The organism is Bacteroidota bacterium, from assembly GCA_017303975.1.
Taxonomy (GTDB): domain Bacteria; phylum Bacteroidota; class Bacteroidia; order JAFLBG01; family JAFLBG01; genus JAFLBG01.
In genome coordinates this window covers 1-16,825 of sequence record JAFLBG010000026.1, presented here as the reverse complement: position 1 = coordinate 16,825, position 16,825 = coordinate 1, and the positions used below count along the sequence as shown (strand labels likewise).

The 16,825-nt window shown below is 33.3% G+C and carries 14 protein-coding genes; 7 read left to right on the top strand and 7 right to left on the bottom strand.

All coding sequences use genetic code 11. From position 1 onward, the window contains the following. Positions 1–17 precede the first annotated feature (17 nt). On the top strand, positions 18–1,805 hold the full coding sequence (locus J0M08_09485; protein MBN8703287.1) for a SpoIIE family protein phosphatase: 1,788 nt from the start codon (positions 18–20) through the stop codon (positions 1,803–1,805). On the opposite strand, the gene J0M08_09480 is transcribed toward J0M08_09485, so the two are convergent. The 3 genes from J0M08_09480 to J0M08_09470 all read right to left on the bottom strand — a co-directional run bounded on the left by J0M08_09480 (position 1,802) and on the right by J0M08_09470 (position 4,474). Continuing rightward, on the bottom strand, positions 1,802–3,184 hold the full coding sequence (locus J0M08_09480; protein ID MBN8703286.1) for a hypothetical protein: 1,383 nt from the start codon (positions 3,182–3,184) through the stop codon (positions 1,802–1,804). The two genes, J0M08_09485 and J0M08_09480, sit on opposite strands and share 4 nt — an antisense overlap. Before the next feature lie 100 nt (positions 3,185–3,284). Beyond that, the gene (locus tag J0M08_09475) at positions 3,285–3,869 is read right to left on the bottom strand and encodes a penicillin-binding protein activator LpoB (GenBank protein ID MBN8703285.1); all 585 of its coding nucleotides are present in this window, start codon (positions 3,867–3,869) and stop codon (positions 3,285–3,287) included. Positions 3,870–4,012: 143 nt separating this feature from the next. Continuing rightward, a complete protein-coding gene (locus tag J0M08_09470; protein ID MBN8703284.1) occupies positions 4,013–4,474 on the bottom strand; it encodes a hypothetical protein in 462 nt (153 codons plus the stop codon). A 122-nt stretch (positions 4,475–4,596) separates the two neighbouring features. Between J0M08_09470 and tsaE the strand changes: the two genes are divergently transcribed. From tsaE to J0M08_09455, 3 genes are all read left to right on the top strand, one after another. After that, a complete protein-coding gene (gene tsaE, locus J0M08_09465; GenBank protein MBN8703283.1) occupies positions 4,597–5,013 on the top strand; it encodes a tRNA (adenosine(37)-N6)-threonylcarbamoyltransferase complex ATPase subunit type 1 TsaE in 417 nt (138 codons plus the stop codon). Positions 5,014–5,112: 99 nt separating this feature from the next. Further along, the gene (locus tag J0M08_09460) at positions 5,113–6,309 is read left to right on the top strand and encodes an alanine dehydrogenase (protein ID MBN8703282.1); all 1,197 of its coding nucleotides are present in this window, start codon (positions 5,113–5,115) and stop codon (positions 6,307–6,309) included. Positions 6,310–6,315: 6 nt separating this feature from the next. After that, entirely contained in the window at positions 6,316–7,161 is an 846-nt protein-coding gene (locus J0M08_09455) for an MBL fold metallo-hydrolase (GenBank protein MBN8703281.1), read from the top strand. 138 nt (positions 7,162–7,299) lie between these two features. Here J0M08_09455 and J0M08_09450 read toward each other — a convergent pair whose 3' ends face one another. The 3 genes from J0M08_09450 to J0M08_09440 form a co-directional block, all read right to left on the bottom strand. After that, positions 7,300–8,745 carry a hypothetical protein gene (locus tag J0M08_09450; protein MBN8703280.1) on the bottom strand — a complete coding sequence of 482 codons (1,446 nt, stop codon included), beginning with the start codon at positions 8,743–8,745 and terminating at the stop codon, positions 7,300–7,302. Between the two features lie 51 nt (positions 8,746–8,796). Continuing rightward, positions 8,797–9,300 (bottom strand): T9SS type A sorting domain-containing protein, encoded by a 504-nt coding sequence (locus J0M08_09445; protein MBN8703279.1) that lies wholly within the window; start codon positions 9,298–9,300, stop codon positions 8,797–8,799. Positions 9,301–9,369: 69 nt separating this feature from the next. Continuing rightward, complete coding sequence (locus J0M08_09440; GenBank protein MBN8703278.1) at positions 9,370–11,235, bottom strand: gliding motility-associated C-terminal domain-containing protein; 1,866 nt, start codon at positions 11,233–11,235, stop codon at positions 9,370–9,372. An 86-nt stretch (positions 11,236–11,321) separates the two neighbouring features. Here J0M08_09440 and J0M08_09435 point away from each other — a divergent pair, with 86 nt between their 5' ends. Continuing rightward, positions 11,322–12,839 carry a hypothetical protein gene (locus tag J0M08_09435; GenBank protein MBN8703277.1) on the top strand — a complete coding sequence of 506 codons (1,518 nt, stop codon included), beginning with the start codon at positions 11,322–11,324 and terminating at the stop codon, positions 12,837–12,839. Between the two features lie 14 nt (positions 12,840–12,853). Here the strand turns inward: J0M08_09435 and J0M08_09430 are convergent, their stop codons facing one another. After that, positions 12,854–14,008 carry a hypothetical protein gene (locus J0M08_09430; GenBank protein ID MBN8703276.1) on the bottom strand — a complete coding sequence of 385 codons (1,155 nt, stop codon included), beginning with the start codon at positions 14,006–14,008 and terminating at the stop codon, positions 12,854–12,856. Positions 14,009–14,318: 310 nt separating this feature from the next. On the opposite strand from J0M08_09430, the gene J0M08_09425 reads away from it, so the two are divergent. Further along, positions 14,319–15,890 (top strand): hypothetical protein, encoded by a 1,572-nt coding sequence (locus J0M08_09425; protein ID MBN8703275.1) that lies wholly within the window; start codon positions 14,319–14,321, stop codon positions 15,888–15,890. A 14-nt stretch (positions 15,891–15,904) separates the two neighbouring features. Next, positions 15,905–16,825: amino acid permease (locus tag J0M08_09420; GenBank protein ID MBN8703274.1), on the top strand; the 921-nt coding region annotated here is incomplete at its 3' end.

Below are 16,825 nucleotides of genomic sequence, written 5' to 3'. Positions count from 1 at the left end.
TCTTAATACCCATAATCATGGGTAAATTTAATTTTTCGGTAGGAAGAAGAATTGGTTTAGGGTTTGGAATACTTATATTCTTAACCCTTATTGCCTTTATATATACACTATACATTACAAAAACAAGTAAAGAAAAAACCGACAAAGTTGTTGATGTTTACTTGCCTTCGGTAAATGAGCTTAAAAATTTTTACTCTCAAATTACAGAATCTAGAAATTTATTATTGAATTGGGTTTATTCTCAAGAAGACGATGATCCACAAAAGGATAAACTTAAAATATTGTTAGATATAGATTATCCAAATTTGAAAAAGAGGCTTAAAAAGCAATCTGGCAGCTTTGCTCCCAAAGAAGCTAATTCTCTTTCTGGTATAATAACAAGCACAGATCAACTTTATGATGTTTATAAGAAAGAGATTATGTCTCAACTAAACTTTTTTTCCGCATATGAAGATGGATATCTTATTCTTTCGCGTCAAAATTTAGCTAAAGAAGATCTTAAAGATTCTACAGATAAAATATTAATTCAATTAAATGATTTAATTACAACCCAAACAGAGAATGCTGAAATTGAGACGAAAGAGATGGTAACTTCGTTTAATTTTTTGGAATTGTTGGTAAAGTATCTGGGAATTGTTTTAGCTGTAGGAGGTTTGTTTATTGCTATTTATACGGTTAGGAGTATTGTAAACCCTGTGGCAAAGCTTAAAGGAATGTTATTGTTAATGGGAAGAGGGGTTTTACCTAAAGAAAGAATAGAGGGGAGAAATGATGAGATTGGTGAGATGTCTGATGCATTAGTGGGTCTTGTAGATGGACTAAAGCGAACAACAGATTTTGCCTATGAAGTTGGGGCAGGAAATTTTGATGCAGTTTATAAACCATTAAGTAACGAGGATACGCTAGGACAAGCGTTATTAAAAATGCGTACCGATTTAGCAGAAAACGAAAGAGTACTTGAAAGAAAGGTGGTAGAACGTACAGAAGAAGTTGTAAGACAAAAACAAGAGATAGAGGAGAAGAGTGTTGCATTGCAAGATTTATACAAACAAGTAACTGACAGTATTAAGTACGCTTTAAAAATTCAAGAAGCTATTTTGCCTCCTGATAGTTTAGTAAAACAATTGTTGCCACAAAGCTTTGTATTATATAAACCTAAGGATATTGTGAGTGGTGATTTTTACTGGATAAATCAAAAGAATGGAAAAGTTTTATTTGCAGCTATTGATTGTACCGGGCACGGGGTTCCTGGAGCATTTATGTCTATTGTAGGATATAATTTACTAAACCATGTGGTTGTTCATACTGATAAAATTACTCCTGGAGATGTTCTAGATGCCTTGAATGAAGGTGTTAGCCAAACATTACACAATACCGAAGAAGTAGCTAAAGCAAAAGATGGAATGGATTTGTCTTTTTGCTCTATAGACTATGAAAATTTAGAGTTACAATTTGCTGGGGCATACAACCCTTTGATTGTAATAAGAAACAATGAAGTAATAGAAATTAAAGCAGATAAGTTTCCAATTGGATTTTATGTTGGAGAAGAACGACCTAAGTTTAACAATCATGTTTTAAAGCTACAAAAGAACGATACAATTTATATTTTTTCCGATGGCTTTGCAGATCAATTTGGAGGACCTTTGGGCAAGAAATTTATGGTAGGTAGATTTAGACAATTACTATTAGAGGTGTCTAAACAGCCTATCGATTTGCAAAAGGAAGTAATTAACAAGGCATTTGAAGATTGGAGACGAACAAAAGAACAGGTAGATGATATTTTAATTTGGGGTGTAAGAGTTTAGTTGAGTGTATTAAAAATGTGAAATTTAGTTTGATTTTTTTTAGCATCAACTGTTAGTGTATCTGATGTAGTTCTTTGTGTTCCGGACGCCTTTAGCAACAAATTATTTTTCCCTTCATTAAGTGGTACTCTTACATAATTGATAGATTGGGGTAACATTTGCCAATTTCTGGTATCTGCATTTTCAGTAAGTGCATTAAATAAATTAACGGCTGCCCCTAATCCTTCATTTTGATTTTCAGCCATTGCTTCTGCAGCAAGTTTAAGTGCTGTTCTAGCAAGCATTGTTCCAATTTCTTTAAGCATTCTATCTTGCAATGACCTGTAAGCTATCGCCTCAATATTTTCTGCAGTTTCAAAATTTGTTGATTGTGAACCGTTTTCAATAGATGCATTTGTATAAATGCGCGCTCGCGATATAAAGGTTGGATAACTCACTTTAAATACTTTCAAATTAATTAGTTTGTCATTTTTCTTTTGATCATTTCCTAAGTATACTGGTATTGTTAATCCCAACTCAAGATTGGTAAACGTACCAAACCCTCCGGAAATAGAGGAAAGAATAAAACTAAAATCTTTTGAATCTTTAACCGGGCCTAAACCGTTGTTCCAAAAACAAACTAAAGAGGTTGTGTTATCATTTTTATCATACGTTATACCAAACTCTTTTTCGTATTGCGAACTTTCACTATAAAATCCATTTAAATAAGCAGTTCTAATTAAATCTTTTTTTAGCTGATTGGGAACATCTGTATTTAACATTCTTACATAATCATCCCGGTATATTTCATAGGCATTTCTATATGCAATAAAAGCACTGTTGTAATCTTTTTGCGCATCGTAAATTATACCTAAAAGTAAATGAGAAAATGCATCACGACTGTATTTGTTTTCTTTTTTATAGTAGTCTGTAATCTTTTGCATTTTCAATTGCATTCGTTTGCATTCAACGAGTGCTTCGTCTAACATTCCCATTTGCAAATAATTCAATGTGCTATAGTAATGTATTAAGAGTTGCTCGAAATTTTCTCCTCTATATGGCTGAACAGAAGGATTACTAACAAATTCAACAGGTTTGAGAGCCCACTTAGTTTGAAAATCTTCTATATAATAATCAGCCTTTTGAAAATAGATATTACTCTCTTTATATTTTTTTTGTAAATGGAGAATAGTTCCTTTATTCATGTAATAAAGCAATCTGTTTTTCTTCCTCTTTTCCCATTTTTTGGTACTTAACACTTCTTCCGCCTTTGCATAGTTTTTTTGCTCAAAAGCAGTCATTAAAACGGCATTTCTTTCGTAATAACTAAAGCAGCCGGATAACAGAATACCGAGGCAAGCAATTATGAATAAAAAAGAAAAATATACTCGAGAATGCATGGGTGTACTTTTTTAGAGAGCTGAAAAATAAAAACACCTGCTTAATTCTATTTAATGCAGGTGTTTTTATTTTTAGTTTTCAAATTGTAAAAGAATTAGATTAATTCTTTACTGTTTTCTTTATTTCCTTGTCTCCAATCCAAACAATTTCATTGGTTTGAATATTGGTTAATTCTAAATTTGTTTTATAGAATACAACTTTATCTCTCTTGTAAGAATCAACAACAGAGTTTATTGTGCCTTGCATCATAAAATCTGCTCCAATTTCTAATCCCCATTTTTTCATGGTTGATTGAGAAGAGTTGTCTTGTTGGTCAGCACGCTCTCCACGCACTTGCTCACGTTTTTCTCCACCTTGCACAAGTCGCACCTGATTCGATTTTATAAAAGATTTTTCTATGTCTTTCATAAAAACCTCGGCCTCTATTTGTTCGTGGCTTTTGTTTTTAACAAAACCTACAATTACTACAGGTTTTTTTCCTCCGTTGGCTTGCATGTAGTCACTCAACCACTTTTCTCCTAGCACTTGTTTTATCATTTCGTCTGCAACCATTCTTGAATCTACGTCATTCCATCTGCCACTTAAATCAATCTGTTTTTCGGGCTCAACACGTGTTACTTTACGTTGACAACCTGTTACTACTAGTGCTAATATTAAAGAGGCACTTAAAATAATCTTTTTCATGTTTTTTTATTTTTTTAAATATGCTATTCCTTTTAATTTTTAGCAACTAAAGAGCTAAATGGGTTAACGGAGTAACATGCTGTTTGGTTAGAAGAATCTACTGAATTATTTTGTTTTAGTTAAATTGTTTATGATATATTTCATTATCTCAATAATAAATACGTGCCTAAGCCTAAAAGACCAAGTGTGGTTGCAGTATTTAAACCTCTTCTAAAGTAAGGGGTGTAACCCATGTTAAAGTTATCGTATGGAGAAAAAGGGCTATAGTAGTTGTAATTGTATGGATTATACCCAAACGAATTATTGTAATAACCGTTACCCCAAAATAGACCACGGTTGTTAATTCTAGCCATTCTTCTATCTTGACGCCATTCTTTTCTTTGCATACGTCTTTCTTTCCTTATTTCCATATCATCAATAGCCTTGTATGTAGCTTGAATAGTAGTACTTTCGCTTTTTGTTAAATCGTCTTTTACTGTCATGTATTTATCCATACTTTTTCTGTAATTCGGATTTTGATCCGGAACTAATTCGTCTTGTGCACTGGTAGTATTAAATACTGCAACCAATGAAGCTAAAATGGTAAGTTTCTTTATTATTTTCATTTTTGTAAGTTTTAATCTACTAACAATATACCAAATAGCGTGCCAAAAGTCAAAAAACAGCAATTTTATTTGTGCGATTAACTTTAGAGTTTTGTATATTTAGCCTTATAAATCAAGCAATTGTGGAAGTTTTTATTGACAATACAGACGATTTAGGAAAAGCCGCAAAATTGCTTTTACCATACTTAAAAACACATTCTATTGTTGCTTTTTACGCAGCTATGGGAGCTGGCAAGACCACTTTTATTAAGGAAATATGCGCTGCATTAGCTGTTACTGATTCAGTTACAAGTCCTACGTATTCAATCATAAATGAGTATAGAACAGCTGCCAATAAACCAATTTATCATTTTGATTTTTACAGAATAAATTCAATACAAGAAGCTATTGATATTGGGTGTGAAGATTATTTTTTTAGTGGTAATATCTGTTTACTGGAGTGGCCGGAAAGAATTGAAAGTTTGCTCCCTGGTAATTTATTAAAAGTAAAAATAGAAGTGATTTCCGAAGCAAAAAGAATGATAAAAATTGTTGAATAAAATGTATGGCAATGATATATGTCCTCTATTATCTTAACCTAAATTGTTACATTTGAACTATCTCAAAAATATAATTGCGTGAAAACATCAAAAGAACTAATGGCTTCTTTGGCAAGAGGTGTAATGCTTCCACAAGAAGAAATGCTTGAAATAGCCAAGAAGAAAGGTAGCTTATATATTGGAATTCCAAGAGAAACATCTTTTCAAGAAAACAGAGTAGCGTTAGTTCCTGATGCTGTAGGAGTGCTGATTAATAACGGGCACAGAGTATTGGTGGAGACCAATGCAGGAAAAATGTCCAATTTTCAGGATAACGATTATAGCGAAGCAGGAGCAGAGATTGTTTATACAACTGAAGATGTGTATAAAGCTGATATTATATTAAAAATTGCACCGCCAACGTTAAAAGAAATAGAGTATATGCAGCCTAAGCAAACGCTTATTTCTGCATTACAACTTACCGTTCAGCCTGAAAATTATGTAAAACAATTGATGGCAAAACGCGTTACAGCCCTTGCATTTGATTGGATACAAGACGAAGAAGGGGTATACCCTGTAATACGCTCTATGAGCGAAATTGCAGGTGGAGCATCTATATTAATTGCTGCTGAGTATCTAAGCAACGTAAATAATGGACAAGGTTTAATTTTAGGAGGGATTTCCGGAATTTCGCCAACAGAAGTTCTAATTTTAGGAGCAGGTACAGTAGGGGAGTTTGCAGCACGCACAGCTATGGGTCTTGGAGCTCAAGTAAAAGTTTTTGACAACTCTGTTTATAAACTACGAAGACTGCAGAGCAACCTAGGAATGCCAGTATTTACATCTATTATTCAACCTAAAGTATTGGCAAAACATTTGAAAACAGCGGATGTTGTAATTGGTGCTATAAGAGCAACGCAAAAAAGGACTCCACTGGTGGTTACTGAAGAGATGGTGGCTGAAATGAAAACCGGTTCTGTAATTATTGATGTTAGTATTGATCAGGGTGGATGCTTTGAAACATCTCGTGTAACAAATCATACAAATCCTGTATTTAGAAAGCATGGAGTAGTGCATTATTGCGTACCTAATATAGCTTCTCGTGTTTCTCGAACAGCCTCTTATGCCTTTAGCACTATATTTTCGCCCATATTATTGAGTATTGGAGAAGAAGGTGGAGTGGAAAAAATGCTTAAGTCTACCTCGGGAGTTCGAAATAGTGTTTACATATACAATGGTATTTTGGTAAATAGATATTTAGGAGAATTGTTTGAAATTCCGCATAAAGACATTGATTTGTTTATGTCCGCCATATAATATTCTATGAATATCTATTCAGTTAACACAGGTCTTTTTAAATTAGATGGTGGTGCAATGTTTGGTGTAGTGCCTAAATCAATTTGGAATAAATTAAATCCTGCAGATGAAAATAATATGTGTACTTGGGCGATGCGGTGCATGCTTATTCAAGATCACAATCGGTTAATTTTAGTTGATACCGGATTAGGTAATAAACAGAGTGATAAATTTTTTGGCTATTATTATTTGCATGGAGACGACACTCTAGAAAAATCGTTTCACAAATTAGGATTTTCGTTAAATGATGTAACGGATGTGGTATTAACACATCTTCATTTTGACCATTGTGGTGGCGCGATAAAATGGAATACTAACAAAACTCATTACGAACCCGTTTTTAGAAATGCAACCTATTGGAGTACCACAGAACATTGGGATTGGGCTGTTAATCCAAACGCAAGAGAGAAGGCTAGTTTTTTAAAAGAAAATATATTGCCAATACAGGAAAGTGGTCAATTAAAATTTATTGATAAAACCAAGAATAACGAATTAGGAAGTTCGATATCCATGCATTTTGTAAACGGACATACCGAAAGCATGATGCTTCCTATGATAAAATACAAAAATGAAACAATTGTATTTATGGCAGATTTAATGCCATCTATAGGACATATTCCTGTTCCGTATGTAATGGCGTATGATACAAGACCACTAGTGTCGCTAAGCGAAAAACAGGAATTTTTGCAGCAAGCTGTGAAAAATAATTACACCTTGTTTTTTGAGCACGACCCAATTCATGAATGCTGCAAAATTGAAACAACAGAAAGAGGCTTTATAGCTACAGAAGCATTTATGCTGAATAGTTTATAATCAATATTTCTATATTCAATTTATATGTGGGAAATTGTTTAAAATGTTTCTTTTTATTCCACTATTAGTTTAAATGCAACTGTTTTAAGTTCTTCAGGAGAGTTAGATAAGCATTTTCGTTAATTAGAAATTGTAAAGCTATTTTGTGCCCCAATTATTGTTTTCGTAAAAATTGAATTGATTAGTAGTTGTATTATAAATAATTGTTCCATTGATTGGCAATAGTGCGTTCCTCTCAGTAGTTGTCATTCTCGGTACAATTAATCCACCTTCCGTTGATTGTATATCCAATGCTCCTTGTGGTTGAGTGGCGCCTATACCTATTCCAACTTTATTGTCAAAACGTACATCTCCCTTTGTCCATAAACCATAATTTACACTTCCCTCTGTAGGTGCTCCTGCAATTAATACAGAGGCAGCGCTGCCTAAATTAACAGATGTTCCTAAAGTAATGTTGGGTTCGTCTACTCTTAAAGAGGCGATGGTTGAGCTGGAGTATCCACTAGGTATATTAATACCATCACTTTCTATTAAGGCCATATAGGTATCGTGCCCATTTGCCGTAGTAATTTGTCCTCTTACGCCTAATTGCCCGGCTCTACCGGTTGCGGTAAAAGTTCGTGCAGGTCTTACTGTCCAGTCTGCATCGGGAGAACCAAAATTTCCAACAAACAAGGCCCCATCAATTTTTAATACATTAGGATACGTTCTATACATTGAAACATCATTATTGCCTATAGTAGGCCCCCATGAAAATTTTGAGGTACCGAAATCGAAACTGCCGTTTGCATTAATTCTAGCTCTTTCTATAGACGCACTTCCTGGACCTAGTGTAGAGGGTTTTGTATGAAAAGATAAGTAGGTAGCGTGATTTGAGCCTGAATGATTTTGCTCCGCAAATGCTTTTATACCAGCATCATAGCTATTAATAGAGTTTGATGTTGCCTGGGTTCCAAACATTAAAGCTCCAAGTAAGTCACCTGCATTAGGGTTCAGTTTTGTATTTGTAAGCGCTAATGCACTTCCTGCAGTGTTTTGAATTGTTACGCTAGCTAATGGATTAGTAGTGCCTATCCCTATTTTTGTACCATTGTTATACAACAGTGTATCTGCAATCCACTTGGTTCCATTATGGCGCAGTGTTTGTGCGATACTTCCTGTGTCTAGTTGAGTACAGGTATTTGCTTTTTCTGCATGTAGTGCATATGGTACTGCAAGTAATTCGGATGTTCCCATTGTAATGTAGTTTGTTCCTCCTGAGGTATCAATATCTACCTGTAAAAAATGCGATGACAGTCCCCAATCAATCGAAATAAAATTTCCTGTCGTTACATTTCCTCTTCCTATGTGTAGGGTGTATAATCCAAACTGATTGGTGGTGTCAACATGTGTTTCTTGAAAATCAATACTGCCGTTAACACTATTGTGTAGAATACTTAATCGCACACTTATTGTTTTGTTGTTAATTGGTAGTCCGTTTATATTTCGAAGAATACCTTGATAGTTTATTGCAGAGGGCGTCTGAGCATAATGAATAAATGTATACAGAAGGAAGCTCATGAAGCAAATCGTTGTTTTTTTCATTGTTATATTATTTTATTGATACACTTTATAAAACAGCTCTATTTCATGGCGTTATTCAATAATAAGTTTGTCTGAGTACAGTAATGTATCGTGTTTTGTGTAATATGAAATATAGAATATTCCTTTACCTAAATCTTTTGGAAGAGAAATGCTCTCATCGTGAGTGCTTACAAGTAAGTTGTTTTTTGTGAATACTTGTTGCCCAATTTGATTAATTACTTTAATATTTATATTGCTTACTGTTTTGGTACTAGAGTAAAGATGTATTTCGCCATTACACATACAAGGATTAGGATAAATAAGTATTTTATTATTAGCAAAAAGCTCTTGTACTTTATTTATATTATTAGGGAGTGCAGTTGGTTGTAAAAAACCTTGTGTAATAATGATGCTGTTTTGATTATAGGTGTCAATTAGAGCCAACTCTCCTACCGAGAAGGTGTGTGCAATGTTGTGTGTAGTAAAATTTGAGCTACCTGAGTTAATAATCTCTTGAGCATTGTAATTGTTAACAAAAAGTAGAAGTTTGAATATAATAGAGCAAAAATGTTTCATGTTAATGTAACTATTACATATAGGTTTATTTATATATTTTCTTTTCGTAAGGTTTCAACTTAGATTAATTTATCTTACGATAGTTACGTGTCCTATGAAATTATGTTGGTTACCTTTCAAATCTTTGATTACAACTTTCCAAACATATACATCCTGTTGTGCGGGATTTAGGTTGTTGTTTGTTTTTCCATTCCACGATTCTGCTTGATCTGGGTCTGTGCATTTTCCTGTGTTGTAAACCAAACTACCCCAGCGATCGAATATCCACATTTGGTATTCAACTATCCCGCTTCCAACGCCTCTGAAAAAATTGTTTGTTGCATCATCATTAGGTGTAAAAGCATTAGGTGCGTAAAAAATAAAGTCATCTTTTATATAAACGCATTTTTCAATAGTGTCTTTGCAGCTAAATGTGTTTTCAACGATTAGTTGGGTGCAATATAACCCTGTATCGGAATAAAAGTGTTTAGGATGTTTCTCTGTGCTTATTCCTCCGTATGTATCTCTAAAATACCAACTTTGTGTATGTGCTCCAGTTGATGTATTAAAAAAAACGATTTCCGGATTACTAATAGTTGTTTCATCGGTTTGTGTAAAAAAATCTGCTTTAGGAGTAGGAAAAATAGTTATGTGATTTTCTATTGTTTGTCTGCTGGCACAACCTGCTGTGTCTAAAATCCAAACAGATGTGCTATATGTGCCTGATTGTGTGTAGCAATGTATAGGTGAGTTTGTGTTAGCAGTATTTCCATCTCCAAAATCCCATAAAATAGAGTCCATGGTTCCGTTATTAGCAGCATCCAATCCAAAGTTGATACACGTAGAGGGACATCCACTATTTATATTACTTGTATAGGAAATAGTAGGACCGGGCATTTCTGGTACATTGTAAGAATATTGTGTTTGGCATAAGTTAGAGTCTGTAATAAGAAGGCTATAGTTTTGAGCAGCTAAACCAATTGCCTTGTTTAATGTAGTGTTGTTCGACCAATTATAGGTATAGTTCGGAACTCCTCCCGAAACAGATACATGAATTTCCCCATCCTGTTTACCACAAGATGCGGGTGTAATAGTATCTGAAACTACAAGTGCAGGAGGGGCTATTATTTCAACAGAATCAAGAAAAGTGTTGCCAATGCTATCGGTAATATTTACATAATATTTTCCTGTACATAACCCGGAAATACTATCGGTTGTATAAGCTCCTGGAGTCCAAACATAGCCAAAAGGAGGAGTACCTGTCATCATCTCAATTTTGGCTGTTCCATCGCAACTACTATAACAAGTCTGGTTAGTATATTTTACAGATTTTTCGGAATAAATACAGCTCAGGTTATCAATTCCAAAGTAAGAATATCCGGCAGTAATACCAGTGCATTGTGCTATAGAGGCGATTTGTTCGTTGTAGAATCCTATAATAATTTTACAATATGTTTGGCTCGGAACAAATTCTATAGTGTATTTTTGCCATCCTATATGTGTGATAACAGTATCGAACAATAGCTCGTCTAAACTATCACAATGATTGCTTCCCCAAACGCCCATAAGAGGCAAAACACAATTACTAGAACTTGCATTGTAGTTGTTGGAATTGGTAGAGTAATAATCGCTTGAAATTAATGATGCATCTAAGCTAAATTTATACTTTTTCCCCGCTTGTAGGCATCCCGGAACATCCGTGCAAATTTTTTCCCAATTACAAAATGCCATATAATAATTGCTATCTGATGCAGTTTGTGTTACACCCCAGTTACCTGGTTGCGCATCAGCAGAACCACCACTTAGTTGCCATCCATCCGGAACTCGGCTCCCTAAGCTGTAAACAACTCCTCTTTCGAATGAAGAGTTTGGCAAGCAAATTGTTTGTGAAAAAGATAAAATATAATTACCAATAATTAGTAGCAATATAATCGGAATGGTAGTTTTTATAAACATAATTACTACAAACTACTACACTGAACAGAAAATATGTCAACTTAATTTATTTATTCGTAATTTTTCAAAAATAAAATTAGAACGACATGAAACCTAAATCTGATTTATATGACCTTATACATTCATTAACAAAGGCTGAAAAAAGACAATTTAAATTGTACTCTAAACGCTACTCGAAAATTGAAGGCAGTAATCTTCTTAAATTATTTGATTTGATTGAAAAACAGTCATATTTTAATGAAGAAGAAATAAAACTAGCGTTTGCTGATACAACTTTTATAAAACAGCTTCATGTAACAAAGAATCATTTGTACAATTTAATTTTGGAATGTTTAGAGAATACTAATATTAGCAAGGAGCAAAAAACAAGGTCCTACTTAAATAGAATTGATTTTTTAAGACAGAAGGAACTTAAAGAACAAGCCAACATTGTAATTGAAAAAGCCATAAAATATGCTAAAGAAAATGAGCAATATGAATATCTTCTACTTTTGATGACAAAACGACTGCGATATAGAGAACCAGAAAAATCAAGTAAGGATATTATTGAAAATGAAACCATCCAAATGCAAAATTACGCTGAGATATTAACTCATTGTGTGAGTTTATTTGTGAAGAACATAAAATTGATGTCAAATGGAAAAAGAGTATTTAGGACTCCTAAAGAAAAAAAAGCATACTACTCTTTATTTGCAAATGAGAAAGAAGTTGAGTCAATTATTGAAAAATCTAAACGACTAGAATTATTGTTTCTGCAAAACAGAGATCAATTCTTTTTCACAGAAAATGATAAAGATAAAGCCTCGAAAAATGGAGATAAAATTCGTCAATTATGGCAAAAGTACGATTATTTAATAGATCAAGACTTAAAAGCTTATTATACCGCAATAATATTAGCTTCGCAATTAAATATTCACTTAAAAAACGATAGTTTAAGTAAAGTCGTTAAGGTTTTAGAGGAAATTAAATTATTGCCTCTTACTACAAAGCAGCAAGAATCAATACGAATAGGTACAGATTTACAGCAAATAAACTATTATAATGCAAGAGGGAATTTCAAGAAAAGTATTGAGGTGGTAGAAGAAACGGTTCGGCTCAGTAAAACTAATTTTGCAAAAGGCAATTATAACATTGCCATGGAAATTCGTTGGAATTTTACAGTTGCTTGTACCTATTTGTATGAGAAAAACTATAATAAGGCTGAAGAGTATTTGTCATACCTTGTATATTCTGATGATACTATCCCATTTAACGATTATAAAATAGTTGCTAGAATACTGCAGTTGATTAACTATTACCATGCGGATAAAATAGAGCTATTATATTATAAAATAATAGCTATTGATCGTTTTTATAAAAAATACGAAAGAATAAGTGAAGTGGAAAAACTTTTACTTTCTTTTTTTAAGCGTAATATTTCTTCTGCTATGTCCAATATAATACCTAAAAAGGAATTTATTGGATTAAAAACTGTGCTAGAGAAATTGTTTAAGGATGATGAAAATAAATCCATTTTCTACTTGTTTAATTTTTTAGATTGGGTAAATAGTAATATTGAAGGAGTGTCTATGATAGATTATCAGCTTAGGAAGGCCAAAGCATAATTTAGTTAAGTAATCTATTTTGTTATTTTTTTATAAAATACGCTATTGTTGGTTTCTACAACTAAAGTGTATAGTGCTCTAGGTAGTTTAGAAACATCATAGGATAATACCAGCTGGTCATTTTGCAATTTAATATTAGGTATGATAATATATTCTTGCCCCCAAATTCCAAGTATTTTTACGCTTTTTATTGTTTCATTTTTTGGCAACTTAAGAATAATTGCATCGCTTTCGTGGCTATAGAGACAAATTGGGTCTTCTTTTAGTTTTATGTCAATAGCAGTTATACCAATGTTTTCTATAGTTCCATCATAATCAACTTGGTCAAGACTATAATAAGTAGTTCCTGAAGTTAAATCAGTATCTATATATTCGTAAGATTTCAAATTTTGAGAATTGCCTGATCCTTGAATAGTTGCTTTCTGAGTAAACCCAAAATCCGTGTTTGTCATCTTATTCAAAACAAAGTAAGAATTATTTTTTTCGGAGGCGGTAGCCCAATTTACGGCTACATTGTTGTCTATCTGTTTGCCTTCAAAATACAATAGTTCTACTGGCAGCCAAGGTGGAGGATCTGGACTATAACAAATCTCTATATAAACATGGTCTATTTCTCCAATTGCCGTCCCCCCAGAAACATTTCTTTTAATGGATATAGCCACCCCAAAATTCGATGAGTTAACGTCTGCTCCAGTCAATATGTTTCCCCAGGTGTCATTAGCTCCTCCATAACAAATATATGTGTCTGAAGTTGACCAAGTTGTAGTTGTGTTTGCTCTTTCGTAACCTGTAATACTTCCAGACACTACAGTTTTTATACTATTATCAGAAACTTTTGCATTTGGATCCCTTCTTTCAATTACTACCCAAATGGCATGAACATTATCGGTTGCAGGTAGCGAAAAACCAAAGTTGGTAATAACTAAATAATCTGTATAATTACCTACTGAGGCCAAACTAGAAGTGTTCGTTGCCCTTGAATCATTTGAGGTTTGCGAATTACTTCCATTACTCCATCCGGAGCTTGATCCTGCAATAGTAGTGGTTGTAAATGTAGCTCCATCTCGAACCTGAGAGTTTGTGCCTATTCCACAAGATGTAAAACAAGGGGGGAGTGATAGAATGTTGAATGAAAAGAGTAGAAGTATGTTTAAAAAAAAGACCTTCATAATTGTTTATCAGTTGCGGGCTCAATTTATATTATAATACATCCTTCTCAATTTCTTTTTTTTGTTTTTTGTAAGTTTTCAAAGATTATTTTTCAGGCTTGTCAAAGTCGAACCATAAATAAGAACCGGAATAACTGTCATTATCGCGAAAGCGGTTATCTCATGTTGGGAACAAGCAGATATTCCCGCTTTCGCAGGAATGACAATTGATTAGAAGCTAAAAACAGGTTCAACTTTAAACAACTTCTTCATATAGTTTTCATTTTTGAAGCAAATTTTACTACTACTCTATAAATAGTATCTTTGACAAGTGAATTTAGATTTTGCTATAGAGTTTTTTCTTATCCTATTTTACTCGTCAATATTTGTTTTTCTTATTGGCAGAATTCCATTTTTTACTAATAGTGGACTTAGTACTTTTTTCTTGCGCACTATTTTTGTATTTAAAATTATTATTGCAATTGTAGTTTGGAGTATTTACACATTCTATTATACAGATAGAACAACTGCTGATATATACAAATTCTTTGACGATAGTAAAGTAATTTTTGGAGCACTAAAAACTAATCCATTGGATTATTTTAGGATGGTGTTTAACATTGCAGATGATGGTAGCTATTTTCAGAAAACCTACTATAAGCAAATGGATTATTGGCTTTTAAAGTACGGAGCCGAATCCTATAATGGAACGAGAACCATTATTCGCTTAAACGCAATTTTGCAATTATTTTCTTTTGGTTTTTTTAATGTACACTCCATTTTTGCTTCTTTTTTATCTCTTATTGGATTTGTAGGTATTTATAGATTTTTGGTCTATTCGCTCTCATATACAAGCTTTTTTGTTGTGGCATGCGTTTTCTTTATTCCAACTATACAGTTTTGGACTTCTACACTATTAAAAGAATCTATAATATTTTTTGCACTTGGTGTTTCTCTATTTTCCTTATCAGAGCTACTCAAGGGGACCAAGTTTAAGGCAACGTACTTTATTTTGGGGTTATTTGCTCTCATCCTAATTTTAATTGTTAAATATTACATTTTTTTAGCTCTCATTCCAGGAATTATCTCGTTTATTTTATCCAACAATAAATTAATACGTAGGGTTTATCTTACCTATTCGGTAATTGCCTCTACTATTATACTTTCTATAGTTTTTTCTTACAATTTTTTTGTTAAATATGATCTGGTAAAGCATTTATCAATAAAACAAAGAGACTTTGTAAAGTTAGCAGAAGGAGGTGTCTATGTATTTAATGACTCTGTAGCTGCATTTACAGAGTATGAAAACAAAAACGATTTAATTCCGGTAGGAAATTCCTCTAAGTACTATAGATTTGTTGAAGGGAGCGATTACCAATACTGGAAAAGAAAGTCGGATTTTAAAGATACGGTTTATGTAAAGAACTCATCGGACACCACCAGGTTTAAACTAAAATATATATTAGTACCCTCCGGTAGCTTACTTTCAAATAAGATTATTGATTCCGATTTGTGGAGTGTAGTAAGCTATCTTCCTGTAGGCATTGCCAATACTTTATTTCGTCCTTTTGTTTGGGAACAGAAAAATGCATTGTATTTTGTTCCTTCCGTTGAAAGTTCTTTTTTAATTGTCTTGCTTTTGTTGGCAGTGTTTTTTTTCAAAAAAAGAGGTTCCAATATCAATCTAATTCTATTCTCTTTATTATTTTCTTCATTGCTTGTTACAATTATTGGAATTACAACTCCAGTATTAGGTGCCATTGTAAGATATAAAATTCCACTACTGCCTTTTTTATTTATTTCCATTTATTTATTAATAGATAAAGAAAGAATAACTCCACTTATTCCTAAATTTATTCTTAATTCAATAGAAAGATTAAAAGAATTTATCTTTAGTAAGTAATTAAGAATAATACAATGAACAAACTATTTCGCAAAAAGAGCATTTTAAATATTTTAGCTAAAAAAGAGCACGATGAATTGCATGGAAATGCCTTAGGGAAACATTTGACCGTAAGAGATTTAACCTTCTTTGGCATTGCTGCAATTATAGGAGGGGGAACATTTAGCGCAATTGGTAATGCTTGTTTTTCCGGAGGTCCTGGAGTTGTATTTCTTTATATTATTTGTGCTGTAGCATGCGGTTTTACAGCTATGTGTTATGCCGAGTTTGCCTCTAGAGTTCCTGTTTCCGGTAGTGCTTATACCTATTCGTACGTTTCGTTTGGAGAGTTATTTGCTTGGATTATTGGTTGGGCATTGCTTATGGAGTATTCTATAGGAAATATATATATAGCTTTTTCTTGGAGTGGATATTTCACCAATTTATTGGATGTTTTTGGATTACATTTGCCCGAATGGCTTACCATTAATTACAAATCGGCACATAAGGCATTTATAGAAAACTCAACCGCTACAGAAGGTTTCATTGCTTGGTCAAACGCTCCTGTTGTAGGGGGATTAAAAATTATATTTGATTTACCTGCAGTGCTAATAAATGTGCTTATAACAGCGCTTGTTTATATTGGCACTAAAGAGTCGAAAAACGTAAGTAATATAATGGTTCTCATAAAACTTGCAATTATTGTATTGGTAGTCGTAGTTGGTGTTTTTTATATCGACATTGACAACTGGACACCTTTTATGCCAAATGGTTTTGGCGGAGTAATGGCAGGTGTATCAGCTGTTTTCTTTGCATATATTGGATTTGACGCGATATCAACATTGGCAGAGGAAAGTGAAAATCCGCAGCGTGATTTGCCCAAAGGAATGATTTACTCTTTACTAATTTGCACCGTTGTTTATATCATATTAGCACTGGTTCTAACCGGTATGGTG